The 22,333-nt window shown below is 62.8% G+C and carries 23 protein-coding genes and 2 pseudogenes; 9 read left to right on the top strand and 16 right to left on the bottom strand.

The window, feature by feature from the left end:
* Positions 1 to 50 precede the first annotated feature (50 nt).
* A complete protein-coding gene (locus AC07OP_RS16010; protein ID WP_141157321.1) occupies positions 51 to 1,028 on the bottom strand; it encodes a helix-turn-helix transcriptional regulator in 978 nt (325 codons plus the stop codon).
* On the opposite strand from AC07OP_RS16010, the pseudogene AC07OP_RS16005 reads away from it, so the two are divergent.
* Positions 986 to 1,954: pseudogene (locus AC07OP_RS16005) on the top strand (PAS domain-containing protein); the annotation flags it as partial. The gene AC07OP_RS16010 and the pseudogene AC07OP_RS16005 overlap by 43 nt on opposite strands.
* 9 nt (positions 1,955 to 1,963) lie before the next feature.
* A pseudogene (locus tag AC07OP_RS16000) lies at positions 1,964 to 2,251 on the top strand (methyl-accepting chemotaxis protein); the annotation flags it as partial.
* Between the two features lie 46 nt (positions 2,252 to 2,297).
* Here AC07OP_RS16000 and AC07OP_RS15995 read toward each other — a convergent pair.
* On the bottom strand, positions 2,298 to 3,626 hold the full coding sequence (locus AC07OP_RS15995) for an alginate export family protein (protein WP_495101924.1): 1,329 nt from the start codon (positions 3,624 to 3,626) through the stop codon (positions 2,298 to 2,300).
* Between the two features lie 291 nt (positions 3,627 to 3,917).
* On the opposite strand from AC07OP_RS15995, the gene AC07OP_RS15990 reads away from it, so the two are divergent.
* From AC07OP_RS15990 to AC07OP_RS15975, 4 genes are all read left to right on the top strand, one after another.
* Positions 3,918 to 5,417 carry an APC family permease gene (locus AC07OP_RS15990; RefSeq protein ID WP_495101925.1) on the top strand — a complete coding sequence of 500 codons (1,500 nt, stop codon included), beginning with the start codon at positions 3,918 to 3,920 and terminating at the stop codon, positions 5,415 to 5,417.
* Positions 5,362 to 5,982, top strand: coding sequence for a DUF3156 family protein (locus tag AC07OP_RS15985; protein WP_495101926.1), 621 nt, complete (start codon positions 5,362 to 5,364; stop codon positions 5,980 to 5,982). The genes AC07OP_RS15990 and AC07OP_RS15985 overlap by 56 nt, the downstream gene beginning before the upstream one ends.
* Before the next feature lie 116 nt (positions 5,983 to 6,098).
* Entirely contained in the window at positions 6,099 to 7,061 is a 963-nt protein-coding gene (gene feaR, locus AC07OP_RS15980) for a transcriptional regulator FeaR (RefSeq protein WP_065939648.1), read from the top strand.
* A 15-nt stretch (positions 7,062 to 7,076) separates the two neighbouring features.
* Complete coding sequence (locus AC07OP_RS15975) at positions 7,077 to 7,706, top strand: TetR/AcrR family transcriptional regulator (RefSeq protein ID WP_495101927.1); 630 nt, start codon at positions 7,077 to 7,079, stop codon at positions 7,704 to 7,706.
* 23 nt (positions 7,707 to 7,729) lie between these two features.
* Here the strand turns inward: AC07OP_RS15975 and AC07OP_RS15970 are convergent, their stop codons facing one another.
* The 6 genes from AC07OP_RS15970 to AC07OP_RS15945 form a co-directional block, all read right to left on the bottom strand.
* Positions 7,730 to 8,500, bottom strand: a complete 771-nt coding sequence (locus AC07OP_RS15970; RefSeq protein WP_495101928.1) for an SDR family oxidoreductase — start codon at positions 8,498 to 8,500, stop codon at positions 7,730 to 7,732.
* Positions 8,493 to 9,293, bottom strand: coding sequence for an SDR family NAD(P)-dependent oxidoreductase (locus AC07OP_RS15965; protein WP_495101929.1), 801 nt, complete (start codon positions 9,291 to 9,293; stop codon positions 8,493 to 8,495). The genes AC07OP_RS15970 and AC07OP_RS15965 overlap by 8 nt, the downstream gene beginning before the upstream one ends.
* Entirely contained in the window at positions 9,286 to 10,107 is an 822-nt protein-coding gene (locus tag AC07OP_RS15960; RefSeq protein ID WP_495101930.1) for a molybdenum cofactor biosynthesis F family protein, read from the bottom strand. The genes AC07OP_RS15965 and AC07OP_RS15960 overlap by 8 nt, the downstream gene beginning before the upstream one ends.
* Positions 10,108 to 10,192: 85 nt before the next feature.
* Complete coding sequence (locus AC07OP_RS15955) at positions 10,193 to 10,852, bottom strand: response regulator transcription factor (protein ID WP_495101931.1); 660 nt, start codon at positions 10,850 to 10,852, stop codon at positions 10,193 to 10,195.
* 57 nt (positions 10,853 to 10,909) lie between these two features.
* Entirely contained in the window at positions 10,910 to 11,275 is a 366-nt protein-coding gene (locus AC07OP_RS15950) for a cupin domain-containing protein (protein WP_141606040.1), read from the bottom strand.
* A 31-nt stretch (positions 11,276 to 11,306) separates the two neighbouring features.
* Positions 11,307 to 12,605: an NAD(P)/FAD-dependent oxidoreductase gene (locus AC07OP_RS15945; protein WP_027603486.1), complete on the bottom strand. Its 1,299-nt coding sequence runs from the start codon at positions 12,603 to 12,605 to the stop codon at positions 11,307 to 11,309.
* 239 nt (positions 12,606 to 12,844) lie between these two features.
* Between AC07OP_RS15945 and hpaR (AC07OP_RS15940) the strand changes: the two genes are divergently transcribed.
* Entirely contained in the window at positions 12,845 to 13,267 is a 423-nt protein-coding gene (hpaR, locus tag AC07OP_RS15940; RefSeq protein ID WP_027603487.1) for a homoprotocatechuate degradation operon regulator HpaR, read from the top strand.
* A 41-nt stretch (positions 13,268 to 13,308) separates the two neighbouring features.
* Here hpaR (AC07OP_RS15940) and hpaI read toward each other — a convergent pair whose 3' ends face one another.
* The 8 genes from hpaI to AC07OP_RS15900 all read right to left on the bottom strand — a co-directional run bounded on the left by hpaI (position 13,309) and on the right by AC07OP_RS15900 (position 20,643).
* Complete coding sequence (gene hpaI / locus AC07OP_RS15935) at positions 13,309 to 14,112, bottom strand: 4-hydroxy-2-oxoheptanedioate aldolase (RefSeq protein WP_027603488.1); 804 nt, start codon at positions 14,110 to 14,112, stop codon at positions 13,309 to 13,311.
* 13 nt (positions 14,113 to 14,125) lie between these two features.
* Positions 14,126 to 14,929 (bottom strand): 2-oxo-hept-4-ene-1,7-dioate hydratase, encoded by an 804-nt coding sequence (gene hpaH, locus AC07OP_RS15930; protein WP_053139661.1) that lies wholly within the window; start codon positions 14,927 to 14,929, stop codon positions 14,126 to 14,128.
* Positions 14,930 to 14,941: 12 nt separating this feature from the next.
* Positions 14,942 to 16,246, bottom strand: coding sequence for an MFS transporter (locus AC07OP_RS15925; protein WP_495101932.1), 1,305 nt, complete (start codon positions 16,244 to 16,246; stop codon positions 14,942 to 14,944).
* Positions 16,247 to 16,297: 51 nt separating this feature from the next.
* Positions 16,298 to 16,690, bottom strand: a complete 393-nt coding sequence (locus AC07OP_RS15920) for a tautomerase family protein (RefSeq protein WP_495101933.1) — start codon at positions 16,688 to 16,690, stop codon at positions 16,298 to 16,300.
* 45 nt (positions 16,691 to 16,735) lie between these two features.
* Positions 16,736 to 17,593: a 3,4-dihydroxyphenylacetate 2,3-dioxygenase gene (gene hpaD / locus AC07OP_RS15915; RefSeq protein ID WP_074845900.1), complete on the bottom strand. Its 858-nt coding sequence runs from the start codon at positions 17,591 to 17,593 to the stop codon at positions 16,736 to 16,738.
* Positions 17,594 to 17,741: 148 nt separating this feature from the next.
* The gene (gene hpaE, locus AC07OP_RS15910; RefSeq protein ID WP_053139653.1) at positions 17,742 to 19,202 is read right to left on the bottom strand and encodes a 5-carboxymethyl-2-hydroxymuconate semialdehyde dehydrogenase; all 1,461 of its coding nucleotides are present in this window, start codon (positions 19,200 to 19,202) and stop codon (positions 17,742 to 17,744) included.
* A 5-nt stretch (positions 19,203 to 19,207) separates the two neighbouring features.
* The gene (locus tag AC07OP_RS15905) at positions 19,208 to 19,978 is read right to left on the bottom strand and encodes a fumarylacetoacetate hydrolase family protein (RefSeq protein ID WP_027603494.1); all 771 of its coding nucleotides are present in this window, start codon (positions 19,976 to 19,978) and stop codon (positions 19,208 to 19,210) included.
* Positions 19,975 to 20,643 (bottom strand): fumarylacetoacetate hydrolase family protein, encoded by a 669-nt coding sequence (locus AC07OP_RS15900; protein WP_065939659.1) that lies wholly within the window; start codon positions 20,641 to 20,643, stop codon positions 19,975 to 19,977. The genes AC07OP_RS15905 and AC07OP_RS15900 overlap by 4 nt, the downstream gene beginning before the upstream one ends.
* Before the next feature lie 161 nt (positions 20,644 to 20,804).
* Here AC07OP_RS15900 and hpaA point away from each other — a divergent pair, with 161 nt between their 5' ends.
* Positions 20,805 to 21,710, top strand: coding sequence for a 4-hydroxyphenylacetate catabolism regulatory protein HpaA (gene hpaA / locus AC07OP_RS15895; protein WP_495101934.1), 906 nt, complete (start codon positions 20,805 to 20,807; stop codon positions 21,708 to 21,710).
* A gap of 173 nt (positions 21,711 to 21,883) precedes the next feature.
* The gene (hpaR, locus tag AC07OP_RS15890) at positions 21,884 to 22,306 is read left to right on the top strand and encodes a homoprotocatechuate degradation operon regulator HpaR (RefSeq protein WP_027603497.1); all 423 of its coding nucleotides are present in this window, start codon (positions 21,884 to 21,886) and stop codon (positions 22,304 to 22,306) included.
* Positions 22,307 to 22,333 lie beyond the last annotated feature (27 nt).

Raw genomic sequence — 22,333 nt, 5'->3', positions numbered from 1 at the left:
GTGGCCGTCAAAACGACAGCGAAAAAGTCAGCGCGGGTCAGTGGTGCCGATCAATCAGGCGGGGCGTGCAGCAGGTGGGCGATTCGGGCTTTGTCCTTGACCCCGAGTTTGCTGTAGATGGCGCGGATGTGATGGCGCACGGTATTGGGCGACATGCCCAGGTCGCGGGCGACTTCCTTGTAGGTCTTGCCTTCGCCGAAACCCTGGGCCACCGCATTCTCCCGAGGGCTCAGTTGCATCAGCACCGTACGGCTGCGGGCAGCCAGCAGGAGCAGGTCGCCGACCGTCGAGGCCTCGACCTGCAGGTGCTTGCCGTCATAGCCCCCGGCGTCCATCGCGACCGGCAGGCAAGGGCCGGTCCAGTCCGGCCATTCGCTCAGCAGCAAGTCGACGAAGCCACGTTCTGCACAGTGCAGGGTGCCGCGTTGGTCGCACACGGCAAGTGCGAGATTGCGCGGGTGGGTGAGGGCTTCGCGCATGGCCACCAGGGTACGAATCTGATTGGCTGAGACCGCCGCCACCAGATGCCGCATGAGGTTGTTCAGCAGCAGGCAGTCCTGCTCGGTAAAGCGTGGGGCGTCGGGCGCACGGTAGAGCGCGAGGTGATCGCTGAGGTGGGTTTGCGGGTCGATGTACACCACGCACAGCAATTCACCAATCGCGTAGCACGTGCCGAGCCAGTTGAGCCCGGGCCCGTTGGCGGGATTGCGCATGTCGACGATGACCGCCTGCCCCGGCACGTCGTGGACCCTGGCGATGGTCACATCGATATGGCGAATCGATTGCCAATCGGCCAGGTAGCTGCGGGGCAGGTTGTAGAGGTACGAGCTGTGTTCTTCCGGCAGGCCGTCAATCAGCGCAGCCCGGCCCCACCAGGCGCTGTCGAAGGGCAGCAACTGGCGGATGCAGCTCAGCGCCGCTTCGTGGAAGTGTTCTATGTCTTTGTCCTGCGCCAGGCGTTGGAGCTCCAGTGTCATCGCGCTGAATGCCTCCAGCAGGCTGGCGTGACCATGATCATGACGGCTCATTCGTATGTACCTCTGTGCGACATTCTTATTGTTTTCGTCACGAAGTCATTAAGGGCCGGAACGTCGTTTGGACGTGGGCATGGCCTGGGGACAAGTATCGACGGGTTGAAAGCCGATCACCATCCTACAGATGCACGATAGCGCTCGACGCATGGCTTTTTGGATGGCAGCCACGCGCAAAGGCCTTGCAGGCTCGTACAAGCAATCACGCTCGGTTTGCGATCAGATCCGGGGTTTCGACTCGATCAGAAAGGGCCAGGCCGATGTTCTTCAAGAAAAAACAGCCGATGCAGGACCTTGCCGCCGTCCTCAAGCAACTGCTGGCGGGGGAGGTGTTGGGAACCCAGGCACTGCACGCTTATCCGTCGGTGCAGGCCGACCTGGAGCAACTCGCCACACAACGTGCGCAGGCTGCGCGGCAGTTGCTGTTGCTCGAGGAATCAGCCCGCGATCAGGCTGCCGAAGGGGCGCGCAGCGAACAGGCACTTGCCGTGCTTCACCGGCAACTGGAGCAGGCCGGGCAGCGTGAACAGGCGCTGGAAGCCGAGTTGCGCGAGCATGCGCAGCGCGCCCTTGCGCATCAGCACGAGACGCAGATCTGGGAGCTGCTGCTCTGCACCATGACCGAAGGCTGCTGGGACATCACCGTGGTCAACGGTGACGTGCAGGATCCCGCCAGCCGCATGCGGATTTTCAATCAGTTCCGTCTGCTCCTGGGCTACGCGCCCCATGAGCTGCCCGATGGCTGGGACGCGCAGGTCAGCATCACCCACCCCGATGACCTGCCGAAGATCATGGCGATCTTCGACCGGGAAATCCTTGCGCCCCAGGGCAGCGGTGAGTACGTGTTTGAGTACCGGATGCGCCACAAGACCCGTGACTACATCTGGTGCAGGGAGCGCGGGCGGGCGCTGCGTGATGCGCAAGGTCGTTTGATGCGGGTGGTCGGCGCGGTGCGTGACATCAGCGACGAGCAGTCGGCGAAGACCACCCATCAACAGCTGCTCGCACACAATCAGGCCACCTACGGCCAGATCGCCACGGTGGTGAGTGTGATCAAGGGCATTGCCGACCAGACCAACCTGCTGGCCTTGAACGCCGCCATTGAGGCGGCCAGGGCCGGCGAGGTCGGGCGCGGGTTCTCGGTGGTGGCCGATGAGGTGCGCAAGCTGGCGGAAAACACCCGTCAGGCGACCCATCAGATCCAGACGATGCTGCACCAGCACGAACGTTAGGACGGAGCTGCGTCGCGCAGCTCCTGAAACGGGGTCAGAAGGGCACGGCCACGGTAAGCTGGCTGTAGAGGTTGGTGCCGTTGCCACCCACCTGGTTACCGCCGGTGTCGGCATCCTTCTTGGGCTGGTAGATGCCCACCAGCGGGCTGATGATCAGGTGGCTGTTGACCGCCCATTCGGCGTACAGGTCCAGCTCCCGGGCGTCGAGGTTCAGCGCGTCGTGTTTGCGCAGGGTATTGAAGTCGAAGTACAGCGCGCCGACCGTCAGGTTCTCCAGGGGCGTGGCCTTGAGACCGACGTGATGGATGCCGGTATTGCTGTTGAACGGGCCGGCATAGTTGGAGGCGACTTCACCCTGGAACCAGGTGCCGTAGCCGGTGCTGAGCCCGGTGAACAGCGGGTCCCATTTTTGCGAGTAGCGGGTGTAGCGGTAGGTCACTTTTGGCGACCAACCGACATCGGCGAAGGTGTAGCCGGCCTCGGCGTACCAGGCTTTTTCCGGCCCCGCGTCCTTGTCTTGCCAGGCGTATTCGAAGGCGAAGCTGGCGTTGTCGATACCGGCGCTGCCTTCGCCGCGCACGCTGTAAGTGTCCAGGCCCTCACGCTGTTTCTGGAAGTCGCTGGCCCACTGGTCGGTGACGTTCATGCCGTGGACCCAGGTCAGCCCCAGCGTGCCGGCGGCGGCCGTGTAGTCGAGGGTGCCCGCCGCCAGTTCGGTTTCGGCCTGGGCGCGGTTGTCCGACTTGAGCCACAGCACCGAGCCGTGCAGGCCCTCTTGCCCGCCCAGGCGCAGCACCGCCGTGCGGTCGAAGGCGTGGCGTGCCGCCAGGTAATAGGCGCCGCCACGGTTCAGTGCACCGTCAGCCGGGCCTTTGCCGAGGTTGGGGCCGTCGTCGTTGATCAGGAAACCCCGGCCGATCTTGACCACCTGGCGCCCGACGGAAAAATCCACACCGTCCTTGCCCAGCGCCGGGAACAGGTCGGCCGAGCGCCATCCCAGGTAGGCGTCTTCGATTTTGGTGGTGCGTTCGCTGCCATCGGTGTTACCCGCCGCATCGCCGTCGCCCCAGGTGCCGGAGCTGACCCAATTGAGCGCGCCATACGCGGTGCCGTGCCCGGCCAGGCCCTGGTCGCCGCTCACCCCGTACTTGATGAAACCCTCGCGCCAGGTCGAGCCACCCGCTGTGCCGTCGTAGTTGTGACGGCTGTTGAACATCCCGTACACCGCCAGGAAGTCCGCATTCAGGTGGGTGTCCTCATCGGTGTACAGCTCATAGGCCTGGGCCGGTGAATGGCCGATCAACAGCGCGATACCCAGGCCGAAGGCCAAGGATTGCGTGCGTATTTTCAAGGTGTGCTCCATTGTTATAGTCCCCAGCATGGTTAGGTCGAGGGCGCATTAAGATGACCCCAGGCGTGGGAAGTCTTTCACCTGCGTGCCACGCAATTGATCCTGCCCGCCAAGCCGCATGCCTTGGCAGGCAGCAACAAAAGCCACGGCAGACATGGGCAAGACGCTCGGTGCTCGGGAAGTGCACAGTGATTTTGCGCACGATGCCGTTTCGATCAGGGACTGGCTGGGGAGGGCTTTATCGCCGGCTCCTTGAACGGCTCGATGCATCCACTCAGAAATCCGCTTTCGAGGATCCGCACCATGTCGATCAATGACCGGCTCACACAGCATTTGAAACGCGGCAGCGTCGGGTTTCCGACCGCGCTGGCCAGCACCATTGGCCTGATCATGGCCAGCCCGGTGATTCTCACCGCGACCATGGGCTTCGGTATCGGCGGCAGCGCCTTCGCGGTGGCCATGCTGATTGCGGTGGTGATGATGCTGGCCCAGGCGACCACCTTCGCCGAGGCCGCCTCGATCCTGCCGACCACCGGCTCGGTCTACGACTACATCAATTGCGGCATGGGCCGTTTCTTTGCGATCACCGGCACCCTGTCGGCGTACCTGATCGTGCACGTGTTCGCCGGCACCGCCGAGACGATTCTGTCCGGGGTCATGGCCCTGGTGAACTTCGAACACCTCAACACCCTGGCGGAGTCCGCCGGCGGCTCCTGGTTGCTGGGGGTAGGGTTTGTCGTGGTGTTCGGCATTCTCAATGCCTTTGGCGTCAGCGCCTTCGGCAGGGCCGAGATCATCCTGACTTTCGGCATGTGGACCACCCTGATGGTGTTCGGCGTGCTCGGCCTGATCGCCGCACCGGCGGTGCAGCTGGAGGGCTGGTTCGGCGTGTCGCTGGTGGGTACCGACCTGGTCACCATTCTGTCGCTGGTGGGCATGGCCATGTTCATGTTCGTCGGTTGCGAGTTCGTCACACCGTTGGCCCCGGACCTGCGCAATTCGGCCAAGGTCATGCCCAAGGCCATGATTTTCGGCTTGTTGAGCGTGGCGACCTGCATGTTCATCTATGGCGCGGCGATGAAGCGCCAGGTGGAAAACGTGGTGCTGGATGCCGCCACCGGCGTGCACCTGCTCGACACGCCCATGGCGATCCCACGCTTTGCCCAGCAGGTCATGGGCGATATTGGCCCGTTGTGGCTGGGGATCGGTTTCCTGTTCGCCGGTGCCGCCACCATCAATACGCTGATGGCGGGCGTGCCGAGGATTCTCTACGGCATGGCGGTGGACGGCGCGCTGCCCAAGGTCTTCACTTATTTGCACCCGCGCTTCAAGACGCCGCTGCTGTGCATCCTGGTGGCGATGCTGATTCCGTGCCTGTATGCCCTGTGGTTGGGCGGCAACACCGACAACATCATGCACCTGGTGTTGGCGGCGGTGTGTGCGTGGAGTTTCTCTTACCTGCTGGTGACGCTGTCGGTGGTCATCCTGCGCATTCGTCGTCCGGACCTGCCACGGGCCTATCGTTCGCCGTTCTTCCCGTTGCCACAGATCCTTTCCAGCGTCGGCATCTTGCTGGGCATGTGGTTTATTACCCCGCCGGGCATGAACCCTGCGGACATTTATGTGCCGTTCGGGGTAATGCTCGGGATCACGGCTTCATACGCGCTGTTCTGGACACTGGTGGTACAGAAGGTCAATCCATTCAAGCCGGCTTCGGTAGAAGAAGTGCTGGCCAAGGAGTTTTCCCATGAGCCTGGCAACCCTCACAACCCTTATATCGAGCAGGCTGCAAAAGCTGTCTGAGCTGCTCAGCGCCCAACGGGCCCCGTCCGGTTACCGGCCAGGGGTCACGCTTGAGTACGTGCGGCGCAACCTCGGGCTGGCGAGTTTCACCTCGACGGGGCCTGCCCAGGCAAGGTTTTGCCTGGACGATATCGGCCTTCAGGTGGACGTGGCCGAGCGCACCGAAGCGCAATTGCTGATGCACCTGGTGATGACCGAATTCAGGTTCACGGTGCCCGCCTCAGAGCAGGGCAGTGCGCGCTTTGAACTGCACCACAGCGGGTCGATCCGGCGCACGGGGCTGGCCTGTCGGCAACGGGCGGGAGCGCCGGATTTGCTGGCCAGGCTCCAGGCGGCCTTGAACGATGACCCCGACCTGCATCAAGCGTTGATGGGGCTGGACTTCAAGCGCCTGCACCTCGATTTGAGCGGGCAGCAATGGCACGTACGGCTTGAACACATGGGCGGCAGCGAGGTGGTCAACCGCATGCCGGCGTTCCGGCGCTACATCCCCTTGAGCGGCGCGCAGCGGGCCGGGCTGCTCAGGGTACTGGCGGGTTTGCAGCGGGTATTGGGCGCGATCTGAGTTGAGGAATTGGCATCATTAGTGCTTCTACAGTCGGTATCACGGACTTGTTGCGCCTATATAGATAACATGTTAACTATTAGCCAACAAAAACAAGAAACCATTGTGGAGATGCCATGAGCACCTATCAGTCTGCGCACTATGGGTTGGAAACCTGGACTCGGGATCTGCGAGCGGCCTGCGGCCATTTCGACACGGAACTGGCCTTCAACCGCTCACTGTTCATCGGTGAAGTGTCCAAGCACTCCCGGGGCGGCCTGTCACTGGCCAACCTGCGCACCAACGCCGGCCTGATCAAACGCGAGCGACCCAATGCCGATCACGATATGGACCAGCATTGCTTCCTGGTCAGCCAGCGCAGTGGCTATTGCCAGATCACCCAGAACGGCCAGGTCATTCAATTGGCCCCCGGCGATATGTTGCTGATGGACTCCACGGGTTCGATCGAGATCAGCCCCTTTGGCCTTATCGAACATGCCTCGCTGTCACTCTCGCGCAACGAAGTGTGCAAGCAGCTGGGCAGCGCCTCGAAAACCTTCGGCAAGATCTCTTCGAGCAAGGCCTGCGGGCGCATGCTCCACGTGTTGATGGACCAGCTGTGCCGCGAGGGCCTGGAGGGTCAGGATTCGATTGAAGAGGCCGAGGCGCTGCAAGCGGCGTTTGTTTCCCTGCTCGGTTCAGCCTTTGAACTGCATGACGCTCCAGGCGACAGCGCCACATCCTTGCACGGCAGTAACCTGCGCAGTTATGTACAGAAAGTCATCGACGAGTCCCTGACCCAACCCGGCCTGAGCCCGGTGGGCCTGGCCAGCCGCTTGAACATCTCGGTGCGGCATTTGTACCGTTTGTTTGAAGAGCAGGACGACAGCGTCTGCCGCTACATCCAGCGTGCGCGGCTTAAGCGCAGCGCGGACGATCTGACCAACCCGTTCCTCAAGAGCGAGTCGATCACCTCGATTGCCTACAAGTGGGGCTTCACCGATTCCGCGCACTTCAGCCGCTCGTTCAAGAAGCAATTCGAACTGTCGCCCAAGGATTTTCGTTCCACTCATCTGCAGCAAGCGGTCGGTGCGGCGTAGGGTATCGATGGATCAATGAAACCGCTCACCCTGTCGGCCCATAACATTTGCGCAGTCGCGGTCGAACACTTTGCCGCCCATGGCTATGACGCTTCATCGCTGAACGAAATCGCGGTCGGGGCGGGCATGCGCAAGGCCTCGCTGTACGCGCACTTTGTCAGTAAGGACGCGCTGTTTCAGACAGTCTTCGAGATTGCCCTGGCCCATGAACACCAGTACATCGCGCAGTGCTTCAAGGAAGAGGCCGGGCACCCCGGCGTGCCTGGGCAATTACACCTTGAGCGATTGCGCGGGCGCTATGCAGGCTCGGCGCACCTGCGCTTCCTGTTGCGCACGGCCTACTTTCCGCCGGCGGATATTCGCAGCGTCATTACGGCAGGATTTGAGGGGTACCTGGCGAGCATTCGCGAGGATTTCCAGCGTGCCGCGCAAGGGCGGTACCGGATGGTACGGCCCGAGGCGCTCGAGGTGTTTTGTGACGCTTACCTGGGTATCGTCGACAGCCTGCATGTGGAGCTGATCTATTCGACGCCCCAGGGTTACGTCAAGCGGCTTGCAGCGTTGTCGCGGGTGTTCAGTGATTCACTGTCGCTGCTTGAAGGGGCGAGCGCTATTCAACGGATACACCGCCCCTTCCAGATTTGAACCGGTTTACATCCCGACAGAGGTCATTTCACCTCAGGCAGCGTCGACCCGCCGTCCACCACGATGGTCTGCCCGGTGATGTAGGTCGCCAGGTCGGAGGCCAGGAACAGCATGGCCCCGGCAATATCCTGAGCGGCGCCGAGGCGTCCCAGGGGCACGCGGCTGGCGATGTCGGCATTGACCTGGCTGTCGCCCAGGTTATCCATGGCCGGCGTGGCAATCATCCCTGGCTCGACGCCGTTGACGCGCACCTGGTAAGGCGCCAGCTCCAGTGCGGCATTGCGGATAAAACCGTTGACCCCGGCCTTGGACGCCGCGTAGTGGCTGAGTCCCGCATAGGCGACCCGTGGCCCGGTGACCGATGAGGTGACCAGCACGCAGCCACCGCCCTGGCGTTGAAACATCGGCAAGGCGGCCTGGGTCAGCCAGAACAGGGCCGAGAGATTCACCGCCAGCGTGCGTTCAAGAACGGCCGGGGTGATCTGCTCGAACGCTGTCAGCGGAAAGTAGCCGGCGTTGTGCACCAGGATATCCAGGCGGCCCCAGTCCTGTTCTATAGCCTTGATGCCTTCGAATACCGCCGTCGCCTCGGCCAGGTCCAGCGCGATGGCCTCGACCCGGCAGCCGCGCGCACGCAAGCCCTCGGCCAATGCCTGGGCTTGTGCCAGGCGCAGGTCGGCGATCATGACGCGGGCGCCACGCCAGGCGAACGCCTCGACGATGGCCTGGCCGATACCCTGGGCGCCGCCGGTGACCAGCACGGTCTTGCCGCTGAAATCCAAGTCTTCAGGCATGTGCACGCTCCATATGGACGTAAGCCAGCGTGGGTACATCGACAATGCTCGAACCGCCATCGGCGACCACGCTGGCGCCGGTGATGATCGCGGCATCCGGGCCGGCCAGGAAGCGGCATACCTTGGCGATTTCCTCGGCGCTGGCGGGGCGCCGCAACGGCACGTCGGCGCATACGCGGGCATAGGCTTGCTGCAGGGTGTCGCCGTGGAAGCTCATCAGCGGCTGCATTTCCTCGTCGGCCATCGGTGTGGTAACCCAACCGGGGCACACCGCGTTCACGCGCACGCCGCGTGGGCCGTAATCCCGTGCCAGGGAGCGATTGAGCCCGAGCAGCGCATGCTTGGCGGTGGTGTAGCCGCATACGTCGGGCCCGGCGGCCAGCGAGGCGATGGAGCCGAGCAGCACGATATTGCCGGCGCTTTCGATCAGCAGCGGCAGGCAGGCGCGAGCGCTGTAGAACGCGCTGTCCAGGTTGCTGCGCAAGGCCGCCTCCCAAGTGTGTGGGCTGGTCTGGGTGGCGCTGCCCACGCCATGCCCGCCGGCGCAGGCCAGCAGCACATCGAGGCGGCCGTAGCGCTGACCGATCTGCGCAACGAAACCCTCCCAGGTGGCCGGGCAGGCCGCATCGCCGACCAGCACCAGGCCGCCGGTGTCCTGTGCAACCTGCTCCAGCGGCTCGCGGCGACGGCCGATGAGCACCAGGTTGGCCCCTTCGGCGGCGTATAAGCGCGCGCAGGCGGCACCGATGCCCGTGCCGGCACCGGTGATGACAACGGTGCGTGGATCAGGCATCGGGATACTCCGTGCGGTTGAGCACTTGGCAGTAGGAGCTGACCGGAAAGTTCGACAGCTCATCGAACGACGCGCCGGCATAGCCGAAGATCTTGCCGTCGCTGCGGTGCTGTTGCAGGTCGATCAGCACCAGGCCGAGGGTCGGGATGATTTTTTCGCGCCAGACGAACAGGTACAGCTGATCGGCGATCTTGTAGTAGTGGCAGCGGTCGGTATCGCACAGGCCTTGCTCCACGCCCTTGAGGCATTGCCAGGCATAGAACTGATCGTTCAGGTAGATGTGCTCGTAGACTTCGCTGGGGCTGTAGCGATACAGGTTGCGCAGGCCGGTCAGTTCCTGGGTGGGCGCGTGCGGGCATTGGCCCAGCTGCCAGGGTTGATCCAGGCTGCCGTGCAGGAAGTCCACGTCCACCGAGGTCAGGGCCTTGCCGGCCAGGGCGCGGCTGTAGAGGCCTTGCTCGGTTTGTTCGCGGTCCGGCATGCGCCCGATCACGGCGGTGAACGACGATGTGGTGGTGTCCAGCACCAGGCTGATGGACCAGGCCTGGCCGGCTTCATGCTTGATGAAGTCGACCAGGTACAGGCCCGGGCGGACCGAGGTGGCGCGGTAGGCGGCCGAACCGCTGGAGTGACCGTCGGCGGCGTGCCAGTGCAACTGCTCGGTGTCGAAGCGATGCTCGATCTGCCAGCCGTTGGCGAAGTGCAGGGTGAAGGCCTTGCCGTTGAGGTCGGCAAGGTTGGGCAGGATAAACGCGTCGGGGGCAAACCCGTCGGCGAGGGCGCCTACGGTGATCCAGTCGGATGAAGTGGTCATTGCATGGCTCCGGTTGAGGGAATGGACACCCCGGATCATGCGGTTGGCAACCTGGCGCGCCTATCAACCAAAGGGTTGAGGCGGCTTACAGAAACAGCGCGGCGACCAACTCGGTACGGCTGCTGACACCCATCTTGCGGAACAGGTGGATCAGGTGGGTCTTGATGGTCGGCAGGCCGACATCCAGCTCCAGGGCCAGTTGCTTGTTGCTCGCACCCTGGCGTAATAACCAGGCAATCTCGCGCTCTTTGGGCGTGAGCCCGGCCAATGCATCGTCGCAGGGCTGCATATTGGCCACGGCCATTTGCAGCAACGCCTGCAAGGCATTGAGCTGAGCCAGTTGGTCGGGGGTAAACACCCCTTGCTCCGCCGTGCGCAGCAAGGAGATGGCCGCCTGGGGCTGGTCGGCGCGATGGGCGACGATCTCCACCACATCGACCACACCATAGCGTTGCAGGAAGTCTTGATAGCGGCGGCTGTCACGCAGGGGCTGGCGGGCCATGGCGAACCCCAGCGGCACCACCGCCAGCCCGCTGGACAGGCAATTGCGCGGTTGCAACGGGTCGAATTGGCGGTAGTTGTCGAGGTAGTCGCGGTGCATCTCACCGCTCATGCCTTGCAGCCTGAAATCACGGGCCTGCAACTGGCGGTCGACACAATAGAACGCTGCCTGGCTGGCGGGCACCAGTTGAGTGAAAGCCTGCAGGCAATGGCCGGCGACTTCCTGAGCGGGGATGGCGAGCATGGTCAGTCACCTGCGCCGGAACAAACGCTGCCGGCCGAAGCCGGCAGAGGGGAGCGATCAGACTACCGCGAAATAGTGCTTCACAAAACTCTCGCTTACCACCTCCCACAGCACCGGCGTGCCCTGGGTCACGAACCAGCTGTCGCCCGCCTTGTAACGGGTGCTCTGGCCGCTGCTTTCGTCGGTCAGCACCACTTCGCCGGTGACCACCGTGGCCTGTTCGGCGAACGGGTAGACCATGCGGAACTTGCCTTGGGTGGTGCCGAAATAGGCGCTGCTGACGGCGTCGGTCGGGGCGCCGAAGGTCATTTTGCCAAAGGCTTTGACTTCGCCCTCGAGGATCTCGGAGCCGAGGTCGGCAACGGTGCCCCAGGCATCGAGGTCCGATAGTTGGATGTCTTTCTTCAGGGGGGTAACGGGCATGGCAGTTCTCCTGTGAATGAAACAGCGGGGCTCAACGGCGACCGTTGAAGTAGCCCGAAAGTTGATGAAGGCTTTTGCCGGCCGTGAGCAGCAGCGGGCGGATATGGTCCTTGCCCAGGATCTGCGCATGCTTGACCGCGCTGATCAGGTCGTAGCGCGACGAGCCTTCGCTCATGCCTTCGGCCAGGACCTTGCAGATGATGTGGCTGGGCGTGACCCCGAAGCCGGCGTAGCCCTGCACATAAAAGGCATTCGGGCGCCCGCTGAGCGTGCCGATCTGCGGGAACAGGTTGGCCCCGGTCGCCATCGGCCCGCCCCACGCCAGGTCGATCTTCACGTCCTTGAGGTAGGGGAAAATCTTCAGCATCAGGTTGCGGTTCCAGGCCTTGAGGTCCAGCGGGATGTGCTCGACGAAAGGCGTGGCGGCACCGAACAGCAAGCGGTTTTCATTGGTGACCCGGTAGTAGTCGATCACCGGGCGGATATCGCTGTAGGCGCCGCGTATCGGGCTGATGCGGTTGATCAGCTCGTCGGATAGCGGTTCGGTCATTAACTGGAAGGCATAGGTATTGACCGTGGTCTTGTGCAGTTCCGGTTCCAGCTTGTTGAGAAAACTGTCGCAGGCCCACAGCAACTTGGAGGCCTTGACCGAGCCTCGGCCGGTGCGCACGGTGATGCGTTCGCCATAACTGACTTCCAGGGCCGGGCTGTGCTCAAAGATGCGCACGCCGTGGCCGGCCAGGGCCTTGGCTTCGCCCAGCAGCAGGTTCAGCGAGTGCACGTGCCCGCCGCCCATGTGCAGCAGCGCGCTGGTATAGGCGTCGGAACCAATGATCTGCTTGACCTCGGAGCCCGCCATAAAGCGGATTTCGTCCTTGGTGTTGATCGACTTGAAGTCCTTCTCCCAGGCGCGCAGGGTTTTTTCCTGGCGGGCGTTGAAGCCCATGTAGCCGTAGCCGTGGCAGAAGTCGGCGTCGATCGCGTACTTGGCGATGCGATCCTTGATGATGCCGGCGCCCAGCTCGCTGATTTCAAAGATCTGGCGCAGGCCTTCGTCGCCGACCTGGTTCTTGATTTTCTCCAGGTCATGGCCGATCCCCGCCATGATCTGCCCGCCATTGCGACCCGTGCCGCCGAAACCCAGGTAGCGCGCTTCGAGCACCACAATGTTGGTGATGCCTTTTTCGGCCAGTTCCAATGCGGTGTTGATGCCGGAGAAACCGCCGCCAATCACCACCACATCGGCTTCCACGTCCTGTTCGAGGGTGGGGAAACTGAGGTTGTATTTCTTGGTTGCCGAGTAGTAGGTCGGCGTTTCGATATTGATCATGGCGCAGCCTGGAAAAGTGAAGGGAAACTCACTGCAGAGCCGACACGAAGCTCTGTGCCTGTTGGGGTGTATTAGGTGCCTTCCGCGCGGTAGGTGTCTTGATTCTGTGTGCCGCCGCTCTTGACCGTGGCTGCCAATCATCCACCCTGAATCCGGCCGCGCGGTAAAGCCGCACACGGGCAACAATCGCCAATGCTAGAATGTTATTAATCTGTTAACTAATTGCGACGCCGCCATCCATGTCCAAACCGCGCCAATCCCTGACCCTCACTTTGCTCCATGCGCGTGAAGCCGCCATGGGGTTTTTTCGCCCTTCGCTCAATCAACACGGGCTGACCGAGCAGCAATGGCGGGTCATTCGGATCCTCAGCCAGCATGAGGAGCTTGAGATCAACCGCCTGGCCGAGCTGGCGTGCATCCTCAAGCCGAGCATGACCGGGGTGCTGGTGCGCATGGAAGCGGCAGGCATGGTGGAGCGGCGCAAGGCGCAACAGGACCAACGCCGCGTGCTGGTGCGGCTGGCCGAGAAGGGCCAAGCCTGTTTCGACTCCATGAGCCAGAGCATGGAAGCCAATTACCAGCGCTTGCAGGCGGGGTTTGGCGAAGAGAAGTTGCAGACCTTGCTGACCTTGCTCAACGAACTGAAAACCCTCAAGCGCTAGTTGAGCTAGCCCCACAGCTGCCGAGCGCAAGCGAGGCTGCGTCAGTAGACGCCGCCGGCTGTGACGGCAGGCGCCGGTGAGTCCTTGAAGGCCGCCGCCAGGCTTTGCAGCCCGCGCATCAGCACCGTGGTGTCCACGCCCACCGCCACGAACGCCGCGCCCAGTTCGATGTAGCGCCGCGCCAGTGCCTGGTCGGCGCTGAGAATGCCGGCGGCTTTGCCGGCGTTGCGGATGCGCGCGATGGCGTCTTCGATTGCCGCCTGCACCTCAGGGTGGCCGGGGTTGCCGCGATGGCCCATCGAGGCGCTCAGGTCCGCCGGCCCGATAAACACCCCGTCGACGCCTTCCACCGCCGCAATCGCCTCCAGGTTGGCCAGGCCCTCGCGGTTTTCGATCTGCACCAGCAGGCACATCTGCTCATCGGCGTGGTCGAGGTAACCGGCAATGCTGTTCCAGCGTGAAGCCCTGGCCAGCGCACTGCCGACGCCGCGCACGCCCTTGGGCGGATAGTGGATGGCGTTCACCAGCGTACGCGCCTGTTCTGCGCTCTCCACCATGGGCACCAGCAAGGTCTGTACGCCAATGTCGAGCACTTGCTTGATCAACGCGGTGTCGCCGATCACCGGGCGAATCACCGGCTGGCTGGGGTAGGGCGCCACGGCCTGGAGCTGGCCGAGCAGGCCGCGCAGGTCGTTGGGCGCATGTTCGCCGTCGATCAGCAGCCAATCGAAACCGGCATTGGCGGCCAGTTCCGCGCAATAGGCATCGGCCAGACCCAGCCATAGGCCGATCTGGGCTTCACCGCTGCGCAGGCGACGTTTGAAGGTGTTGATAGGCATGTCCATGAGCACTCTCCCGTTAAACGAATCGGCAGGCAATCGACCCCAGCATGTCGTAGTCGACATGGAAGGTATCGCCAGGGTTGGCCGCCACCGGGCGGGTGAAGGAGCCACCCAGGATGATTTGTCCGGGTTGCAGGGTGACGTCATAGGCGGCCAGTTTATTCGCGAGCCAGGCCACGCCCTTGGCCGGGTGATTGAGCACGGCGGCGGAGACGCCGGACTCTTCGATCACGCCATTGCGGTAGAGCACCGCCGGCACCTTGCGCAAGTCGATCTCGGTGGGCCGCACGGCCCGCCCGCCCATGACCACGCCGGCGTTGGCGGCGTTGTCTGAGATGGTGTCGAACACCTTGCGGGTCGCCTTGGTGTGTGGGTCGACCTGCTGGATGCGCGCATCGATGATCTCCAGCGCGGGGATCACCCATTCAGTGGCGTCGAGCACGTCGAACACCGTCACGTTCGGGCCTTTCAGCGGTTTGCCCAGGATAAACGCCAGCTCCACCTCGACGCGCGGCACGATAAAGCGCTCGAAGGGGATGTCGGTGCCTTCATCGAAGAACATGTCGTCCAGCAACGCGCCGTAATCCGGCTCGGTGATATTGGACGAGACCTGCATGGCCCGGGAGGTCAGGCCGATCTTGTGGCCGACCAGCTTGCGCCCGTCCTTGATTTTTTGCGCGACCCAGGCGCGCTGGATGGCATAGGCGTCGTCGAGGGTGATCGCCGGGTGATCGAGGGAAAACTGACGCACCTGTTCGCGTGAGCGTTCGGCCTGGTCGAGGCGCGCGGCGGCTTGCAAAATGAGCGATTGATCAAGCATGGCAAGAGTCTCTTATTGAGGGTTGACGATGGCTGCGCGGGTGCGCAGCACCAGCAGGCCACCGAGAGTAATCAGCAGCGCCAGGACGTACAGGGCCAGGCTGGCGCTCTGGGTGGTGTCGCGCATCCAGCCGATCAGGTAGGGCGCGAAGAATGACGCGATGCTGCCGAACGAGCTGATCAGGGCGATCCCGGCGGCCTGGGTGCTGTTGGACAGGAACGCCGGGGGCAGTTGCCAGAACATCGGCAACGCCGCGCTGGCGCCCATGCCGGCGACGATCAGGCCGCCCAGCACCACGGCCGGGTTGGCGGGGGCGAGCCCGGCGATGGCAATGCCGGCGGCCGACATCAGCAAGGGCACGCACAGGTGCCAGCGGCGTTCACGCTGGCGGTCGGACGAGCGCCCGCAGCCGATCATGAAAAAACACCCGGCCAGGTACGGCACCGCACTGAGCAGGCCGACCTTGCCGTCGCTGCCGATGCCGGCGCCGTGGATCAGCGTCGGCATCCAGAACGCCAGGGTGTTGACCGCCAGCATCACCGCGAAGTACACCGCCACCAGCAGCCACACCTGTGGGTTGCTGAGAATGGCGGAAAACGAGGTGATGGATTTGCGGTGTTCTTCCCGGTGCAGTTGCTCGCGCAGGTGTTGCTTCTGCTCCGGCGCCAGCCACTTGACCGTCTCGAAGCTGTCCGGCAGGCACTTGAGCACCACCAGCCCGAGCAGAATCACGGGGGCGCCTTCGATGACGAACATCCATTGCCAGCCGCGCAGGCCGCCCAGGTCGTGGAAGTGTTCAAGGATGCCGCCGGACAGCGGGCCGCCGATCACCCCGGCCATCGGCACCGCGATGGCAAACAAGGCGGTGACTTGCGCGCGACGCCCGGCCGGGTACCAGCGGTTCAGAAACACCAGGATGCCCGGGAAGAAACCGGCCTCGGCCACCCCCAGCAAAAAGCGCAGCACATAGAAGCCCATGGCGCTGTCGATCAGGAACATGCAGGTCGACAGCACGCCCCACACCACCATCAGCGTGGCAATCCACCGCCTTGGGCCCACTCGGTCCAGGGCCATGTTGCTGGGGACGCCGAACAGCGCGTAGGCCACGAAGAACAGGCCGGCGCCGAAGCCATAGACCGTGTCGCTGAAGTTCAAGTCCGCGCTCATCTGCATCTTGGCGAAGCCGATGTTGATGCGGTCGAGATGGGCGAAGAGGTAGCAGATCAGCAACAACGGCATCAGCCGCCAGGTGATGGTGCTGTGAGTACGGTCGCTTGCGACCTGGCCGAGGTTGTCGGCGGTATGGGCTGTGCTCATGGTTTTATACTTTTTATCTGAGAGGCCGAGGGTGTGAACGGGCAGGGCGCCTTAACCGACCTGCGCCTTGAGGAACGCATGCACGTTGTTCTGCTTGAAGTTGAGCTGTTCGTGCAGTTCGAGCATTTCAAACGACAAGGCCAGCAGGCGCTGGGCCTGAAGCGCGGCGAAGTGCTGGGTGATGACCTCGAACAGGCGCTCGGCGACTTGCTGGCGAGTGGCCAGGTCGCGGCCATGGCCGACCTTCAACGTCATGTGCACGAAGGCGTAGTCATGCTTGCCGTCGGCCATGCGCCAGGTGTCCAGGCGCACGCCACGGCTGCGGATGCCGCCCAGGGGAAACACGCCGCTGGCGTCCAGGCTGGCGTGGACTTTTTCAAACAGGCCCGGCAGGTCTGCCTGCTGTTCGATGTTGTCGGTGTATTCAGCGATGAAGTGGGGCATGAACGGCTCCTTCAGGCCGCACGGGGATGCCGCGCGGCCATGCGGTCAAACAGGGAAAATGGCGTTGATCTGCCCGGTGCCCGAGCTGCCGAAGGGTTCGGTGATGATCTCGGCCGGCTTGTCGTAGTCCGGCCCGCCGAGCAAACCGAGAAGCATGGCGGTGTCGTGCATCTTGCCTTCGCCAAAGCAATGCTCGGCGTAGTCCGGGAGCATGGCGCAGAACTCTTTCCAGCGGCCCTGGCGCCACAGTTCCACCACATGCAGGTCGACCTGTTTGTCGAATTCACGGGTCCAGTTATGGATATTGGCTTCGGCATTGCGGTCGTCGGAGAAGCGGTGCGACAGCGACCCCGAGGCCAGCACCACGACTTTGCGGTCGCTCTTCTCGATGGCCCGGCGCACGGCGGCGCCGAAGGTGAAGCTGTCTTGCAGGCGATGCCAGGCACACCAGGCGGCAATCGAAACGACGTTGAAGGTCTGCTCGTCCGGTACGCCCATATGCATATAGCGCATCGGCACCAGGGTGCCGTATTCCAGCTCCAGGCTCGGGATGTTATGGGCCAGGGTGCGCACGTCGGCGGCGTTGGCCTCGGCGGCGATCAGTTCGCCCAGCTCCGGGCAGCCGGGATATTCGTAGGCCATGTTCTTGATGAAGTGCGGCAGTTCGTTACTGGTGTAGATGCCCTTGAAGTGCTCGCCGCTGTTGACGTGATAGGCGCTGTTGACCAGCCAGTGCACGTCGAACACCACGGCGGTATCGGCGCCCAGCTCGCGGGCGCGCCGACCGATTTCCTTGTGCCCGGCAATCGCCGCTTCGCGGCAGCCGTGGTGCTTGCCAGGCAGCTCCGATAAATACATCGAGGGTACGTGGCAGATCTTTGCTGCCAGAACTACTTCGCCCATGATCATTCTCCTGAGTATTTATTCTTTTGTAGGAGCGAGCTTGCTCGCGAAAAACATCAACGATAACGCAGCATTTCCGTTAGCCGGCGGCGCCTGCGGATTCTTCGCGAGCAAGCTCGCTCCTACAGGACGCGTTGTTATGTCCGGGTTACACGCCCCAGCGCGGGATGTGATGACTTCCCATGGAAATGCACACGTTCTTGATCTCGGCGAACACTTCGAAGCTGTACTGGCCGCCTTCACGGCCGGTGCCGGAGCCCTTCACGCCGCCGAACGGTTGGCGCAGGTCGCGCACGTTCTGGCTGTTGATGAACACCATGCCCGCTTCGATGCCATAGGCCAGACGATGCGCCTTGCCGATGTCCTGGGTCCAGATGTAAGACGCCAGGCCGTACTCGGTGGCGTTGGCCAGTTGCAAGGCTTCGGCTTCGTCCTTGAACGGAATCAGGCACACCACCGGACCGAAGATTTCTTCCTGGGCGATACGCATATTGTTGTTCACGTCAGCGAACACCGTGGGCTGGATGAACTGGCCTTTGCTCAGATGCGCCGCCAGGTTGGCCGGGCGCTCGAGGCCACCGGCGAGGAGAGTGGCGCCTTCTTCGAGACCGATCTTGATGTAGCCGGTGACCTTGTCGTAGTGGGCCTGAGTGATCATCGAGCCGACCTGGGTCTTCGGGTCTTGCGGGTCGCCGACGATCAGGCGTTTGGCGCGCGCGGCAAACTCGGCGACGAACTGCGGGTACACGCTTTCCTGGATAAAGATCCGGCTGCCGGCGGTGCAGCGTTCGCCGTTGAGCGAGAAGATGGTGAACAGCGCGGCGTCGAGGGCGCGTTCCAGGTCGGCATCTTCGAAGATCAGCACCGGCGACTTGCCGCCCAGTTCCATGGAGTACTTCTTCAGCCCGGCGGTCTGCATGATTTTCTTGCCGGTGGCAGTGCCGCCGGTGAAGGAAATCGCGCGGACATCGGGGTGACGCACCAGGGCATCGCCGGCGGTCGCGCCGTAACCCTGGATGACATTGAGCACGCCTTTTGGAATCCCGGCCTCCACCGCCAGGCGCCCCAGTTCGTTGGCGGTCAGCGGCGACAGCTCGGACATTTTCAGCACCGCGGTATTGCCCAGGGCCAGGCACGGCGCGGTTTTCCAGGTGGCGGTCATGAACGGCACGTTCCACGGCGACACCAGCGCGCAGACACCCACCGGCTGATACAGGGTGTAGTTGAGCATCTGGTCATCGACCGGGTAGCTGTGGCCGTCCATGCGCGTGCAGACTTCGGCGAAAAAATCGAAGTTGTGCGAGGCGCGGGGAATCAACACGTTTTTGGTCTGGTGAATCGGCAGGCCGGTGTCGAGGGTTTCCAGTTCGGCCAGGTGCGGCACGTTCTGTTCGATCAGTTCGCCGAGCTTGCGCATCAAGCGCGCCCGTTCCTTGGCCGGGGTGCCGGCCCATTTCGGGAAGGCTTCCTTGGCCGCCGCCACGGCTTGCGCGACTTCCTCGGCGCCGCCGCTGGCGACTTCTCCGATGGCTTCGCCGGTGGCCGGGTTGTAGTTGACGAACACGTCTTTGCTTTCGACCTCACGGCCGTTGATCCAATGTTTGATCATGCTGCTCAAGCCTCTTTACGGGCGCTGAAGAACGCCGCTTCGCTGACAATTCGGTTAACCAGGCGGCCTACGCCTTCGACTTCCACAATCACTTCATCGCCCGGCACGACGTCCGCCAGGCCTTCGGGCGTGCCGGTGGCGATCATGTCGCCGGGTTGCAGGGTCATGAAGCTGGACAGGTATTCGATCAGGTAGGGAATGTCGAAAATCATGTCCCTGGTGCTGCCTTCCTGGCGCAACTCGCCGTTGATCCAGGTGCGCAGTTTCAGGTTGCTCGGGTCCGGCACATCGGCCACATCGACGATCCATGGGCCGACGGGCGTGGTGGCGTCACGGTTCTTCACGCGCAGGTTGGGCCGGTAGTAGTTTTCCAGGTAGTCGCGAATCGCGTAGTCGTTGCACACCGTGTAGCCCGCCAGGTAATCCAGGGCGTCTTCGCGCTTGACGTTGCGCGCCGGCTTGCCGATGACGGCCACCAGCTCGCACTCGTAGTGCATGTAGGCGACGTTATCCGGGCGCCAGGTCACCTGGTTGTGGCCGGTGTAGGTGCCCACGGACTTGATGAAGGCCAGGGGTTCGGTCGGCGGCTTGAACGCCAGTTCAGCGGCGTGGTCGGCATAGTTCAGGCCCAGGGCGAACATGCTGCCGGTGGCCGGTGGCAGCCATTGCACCTGGTCTTCGGCCAGCAGGCGGCCGTCGGCCAGGCGCACGGCGTTTTCAGCTTCGACCTGTACCGAATGGACTTCACCTTCAAAGCGAATACGGGCGTGTTTCATGGGAGCTCCTCTGCCTTGATGTGGTTGACCAGGCGGCCGAGGCCACTGATCTCGACCTCCACGGTGTCGCCTGGCTGCACATCCACCCGGCCTTCGGGCGTGCCGGTGATCAGCACATCGCCCGCGTGCAGGGTCATGAATTCGCTGATCTCGGCGATCAGCAATGGAATATTGCGCACGAAGTTGGCCGTGGTGTTGTGCTGGCGAACCTCGCCGTTGACGTACAGCGTGATCGCGAGATTGTGCGGGTTCGACACCTGTGCGGTGGGGATCAGCTCGGGCCCGATGGCGCAGAACCCATCGCGGCATTTGGCTTTGACGGCGGGGCGGTAGTAGCTGTCTTCCGGCAGGCTGAACTCATTGACCAGGGTGTAGCCGGCCACGTAGTCGAGGGCTTCGGCCGCGCTGACGCGACTGGCGCTCTTGCCCATCACCACCCCTAATGCCGGCCCAGGTTGCAGGCGTTCGCCCTGGCCGGGATGCACCACCTCGGCGCCGTGCTGGTTGCGGGTGTTGGGCGTCTTGATGAACAGCACCGGCTTGACCGGCGGTTTCTGGTACGGCGGCTGTTCGAATTCGGCGAGGCGCTGCTTGAGCAACCCCTGGTAGTTCAGCGCGACACCGAAAAGGGTGCCGGTCGCGATGTCATGCAAGGCACGGCTCATGGGTTCTCCTGGCAGGGCCATGGCGGCCTTGCATTTAGTTAATGTGTTAACAGTTATAATTAAGATGTTAACTATCGTCAAGGGTGTAGACTGTCCACGGGGTGCTTGCAGGGTGAGCACCGCTGCATCAGGGCAATCACAATAAAAACGAGTAGCGTGCGATGAGCGACCGTCAACCCATCCCGAACATCAACATTGGCCAGGTGTACGACCAGCGCTACAGCGACGCCGAAGTCCATTACGACAAGCTGGCCAACCTGGCGGATTTCTTCGGGCGCAACATGCCCGTTCACCGGCATGACCGGTTCTTCCAGGTTCACTACGTAAAAAGCGGCACCGTGCGCGTGTACCTGGACGACCAGCAATACGTCGAATCCGGGCCGATGTTCTTCCTCACGCCACCCACGGTGCCGCACTCGTTTGTGACCGAGGCCGACAGTGACGGGCATGTGCTGACGGTGCGTCAGCAACTGGTGTGGCAACTGATCGAAGCCGACGCCAGCCTGGCGCCCGCCGGTGTGCAATTGCCGGCCGCGTGTGTCGCCCTGACGAAGTTGGCGCCGCAATACGCGGGCGATATCCGCCGCCTGGATTATCTGTTCGAGGAACTGCGCGAAGAGGTAAAAGCCCAGCGTTCCGGGCGCAGCGCAGCTCTGGACAGCCTGACGCGGTTGATCATGATCAGCCTGTTGCGGCTGTGTTCGAACTCGTTGAAAGCCACGCCCGCCCGCCACGAAGACTTGAAAATCTTCCACCGCTTCAACGAGCTGATCGAAGCGCACTACCAGCAACACTGGCCGTTGTCGCGGTATGCCCAGGGCATTGGGGTGACAGAAGCACGGCTCAATGATGTGTGCCGGCGCATTGCCGACTTGCCGTCCAAGCGCCTGATCCTGGAGCGCCTGATGCAGGAAGCCAAGCGCCTGCTGCTGTTTACCGGCAGCTCGGCCAACGAGATCTGCTATCAGCTGGGGTTCAAGGACCCGGCCTATTTCAGTCGTTTTTTCCAGCGTTACGCCCAGCTCACTCCGGGGGAGTACCGCCAGCGCCAATCGGGATTGCGTTGAGCCAGGCATAAGATAGGTCTTGTTGATCTTGTGCGGATCATCATGAGCATCGCCGCGGTGCAACAGAATGGCTTTTACGCCGAACCGATTGTACTTTTCACAGCCCCCAGGCTGCTTGCAGCGGTTGGCCGGCGACACTAAGCTGCCGACTCGCCCATCCAATTGGTGCCGATATGGCCAACCCCAGACCTTCGCTGACCCTGACCCTGCTGCAAGCCCGTGAAGCCGCAATGGCGTTCTTCCGCCCGGCGCTGAACAAGCATGCACTGACCGAGCAACAGTGGCGGGTCATTCGGATCCTGCGCCAGCAGGGCGAACTCGAAAGCCATCAACTCGCCCAGCAGGCCTGCATCCTGAAACCGAGCATGACCGGAGTGTTGACGCGCCTGGAGCGCGACGGCCTGGTGCGCCGGCAGAAGTCCAGCCAGGATCAGCGCCGGGTGTTCGTGGGCCTCACCGAGCGCGGCCAGCAGTGTTTCGTCTCCATGAGCGAGGGCATGGAAAGCAACTACCAGAAAATCGAAGCGCAGTTTGGCGCGGAGAAAATGCAGCAGCTGCTGGACTTGCTCAATGAGCTGAAAAACATCAAGCCTTGAAGGTGAAAAAATTCATTAACAGGTGAA

The organism is Pseudomonas sp. GW821-FHT09D08, from assembly GCF_059416305.1.
Note: the sequence above shows the minus strand (reverse complement) of the source record. Positions and strands in the feature narration are given on the sequence as shown.

Bases quoted from the DNA above. Each gene is read 5' to 3' on its own strand.
- AC07OP_RS16010 (WP_141157321.1), bottom strand. From the start codon at position 1,028: ATGAGCCGTCATGATCATGGTCACGCCAGCCTGCTGGAGGCATTCAGC.
- AC07OP_RS15995 (WP_495101924.1), bottom strand. From the start codon at position 3,626: ATGGAGCACACCTTGAAAATACGCACGCAATCCTTGGCCTTCGGCCTG.
- AC07OP_RS15990 (WP_495101925.1), top strand. From the start codon at position 3,918: ATGTCGATCAATGACCGGCTCACACAGCATTTGAAACGCGGCAGCGTC.
- AC07OP_RS15985 (WP_495101926.1), top strand. From the start codon at position 5,362: ATGAGCCTGGCAACCCTCACAACCCTTATATCGAGCAGGCTGCAAAAG.
- feaR (WP_065939648.1), top strand. From the start codon at position 6,099: ATGAGCACCTATCAGTCTGCGCACTATGGGTTGGAAACCTGGACTCGG.
- AC07OP_RS15975 (WP_495101927.1), top strand. From the start codon at position 7,077: ATGAAACCGCTCACCCTGTCGGCCCATAACATTTGCGCAGTCGCGGTC.
- AC07OP_RS15970 (WP_495101928.1), bottom strand. From the start codon at position 8,500: ATGCCTGAAGACTTGGATTTCAGCGGCAAGACCGTGCTGGTCACCGGC.
- AC07OP_RS15965 (WP_495101929.1), bottom strand. From the start codon at position 9,293: ATGCCTGATCCACGCACCGTTGTCATCACCGGTGCCGGCACGGGCATC.
- AC07OP_RS15960 (WP_495101930.1), bottom strand. From the start codon at position 10,107: ATGACCACTTCATCCGACTGGATCACCGTAGGCGCCCTCGCCGACGGG.
- AC07OP_RS15955 (WP_495101931.1), bottom strand. From the start codon at position 10,852: ATGCTCGCCATCCCCGCTCAGGAAGTCGCCGGCCATTGCCTGCAGGCT.
- AC07OP_RS15950 (WP_141606040.1), bottom strand. From the start codon at position 11,275: ATGCCCGTTACCCCCCTGAAGAAAGACATCCAACTATCGGACCTCGAT.
- AC07OP_RS15945 (WP_027603486.1), bottom strand. From the start codon at position 12,605: ATGATCAATATCGAAACGCCGACCTACTACTCGGCAACCAAGAAATAC.
- hpaR (WP_027603487.1), top strand. From the start codon at position 12,845: ATGTCCAAACCGCGCCAATCCCTGACCCTCACTTTGCTCCATGCGCGT.
- hpaI (WP_027603488.1), bottom strand. From the start codon at position 14,112: ATGGACATGCCTATCAACACCTTCAAACGTCGCCTGCGCAGCGGTGAA.
- hpaH (WP_053139661.1), bottom strand. From the start codon at position 14,929: ATGCTTGATCAATCGCTCATTTTGCAAGCCGCCGCGCGCCTCGACCAG.
- AC07OP_RS15925 (WP_495101932.1), bottom strand. From the start codon at position 16,246: ATGAGCACAGCCCATACCGCCGACAACCTCGGCCAGGTCGCAAGCGAC.
- AC07OP_RS15920 (WP_495101933.1), bottom strand. From the start codon at position 16,690: ATGCCCCACTTCATCGCTGAATACACCGACAACATCGAACAGCAGGCA.
- hpaD (WP_074845900.1), bottom strand. From the start codon at position 17,593: ATGGGCGAAGTAGTTCTGGCAGCAAAGATCTGCCACGTACCCTCGATG.
- hpaE (WP_053139653.1), bottom strand. From the start codon at position 19,202: ATGATCAAACATTGGATCAACGGCCGTGAGGTCGAAAGCAAAGACGTG.
- AC07OP_RS15905 (WP_027603494.1), bottom strand. From the start codon at position 19,978: ATGAAACACGCCCGTATTCGCTTTGAAGGTGAAGTCCATTCGGTACAG.
- AC07OP_RS15900 (WP_065939659.1), bottom strand. From the start codon at position 20,643: ATGAGCCGTGCCTTGCATGACATCGCGACCGGCACCCTTTTCGGTGTC.
- hpaA (WP_495101934.1), top strand. From the start codon at position 20,805: ATGAGCGACCGTCAACCCATCCCGAACATCAACATTGGCCAGGTGTAC.
- hpaR (WP_027603497.1), top strand. From the start codon at position 21,884: ATGGCCAACCCCAGACCTTCGCTGACCCTGACCCTGCTGCAAGCCCGT.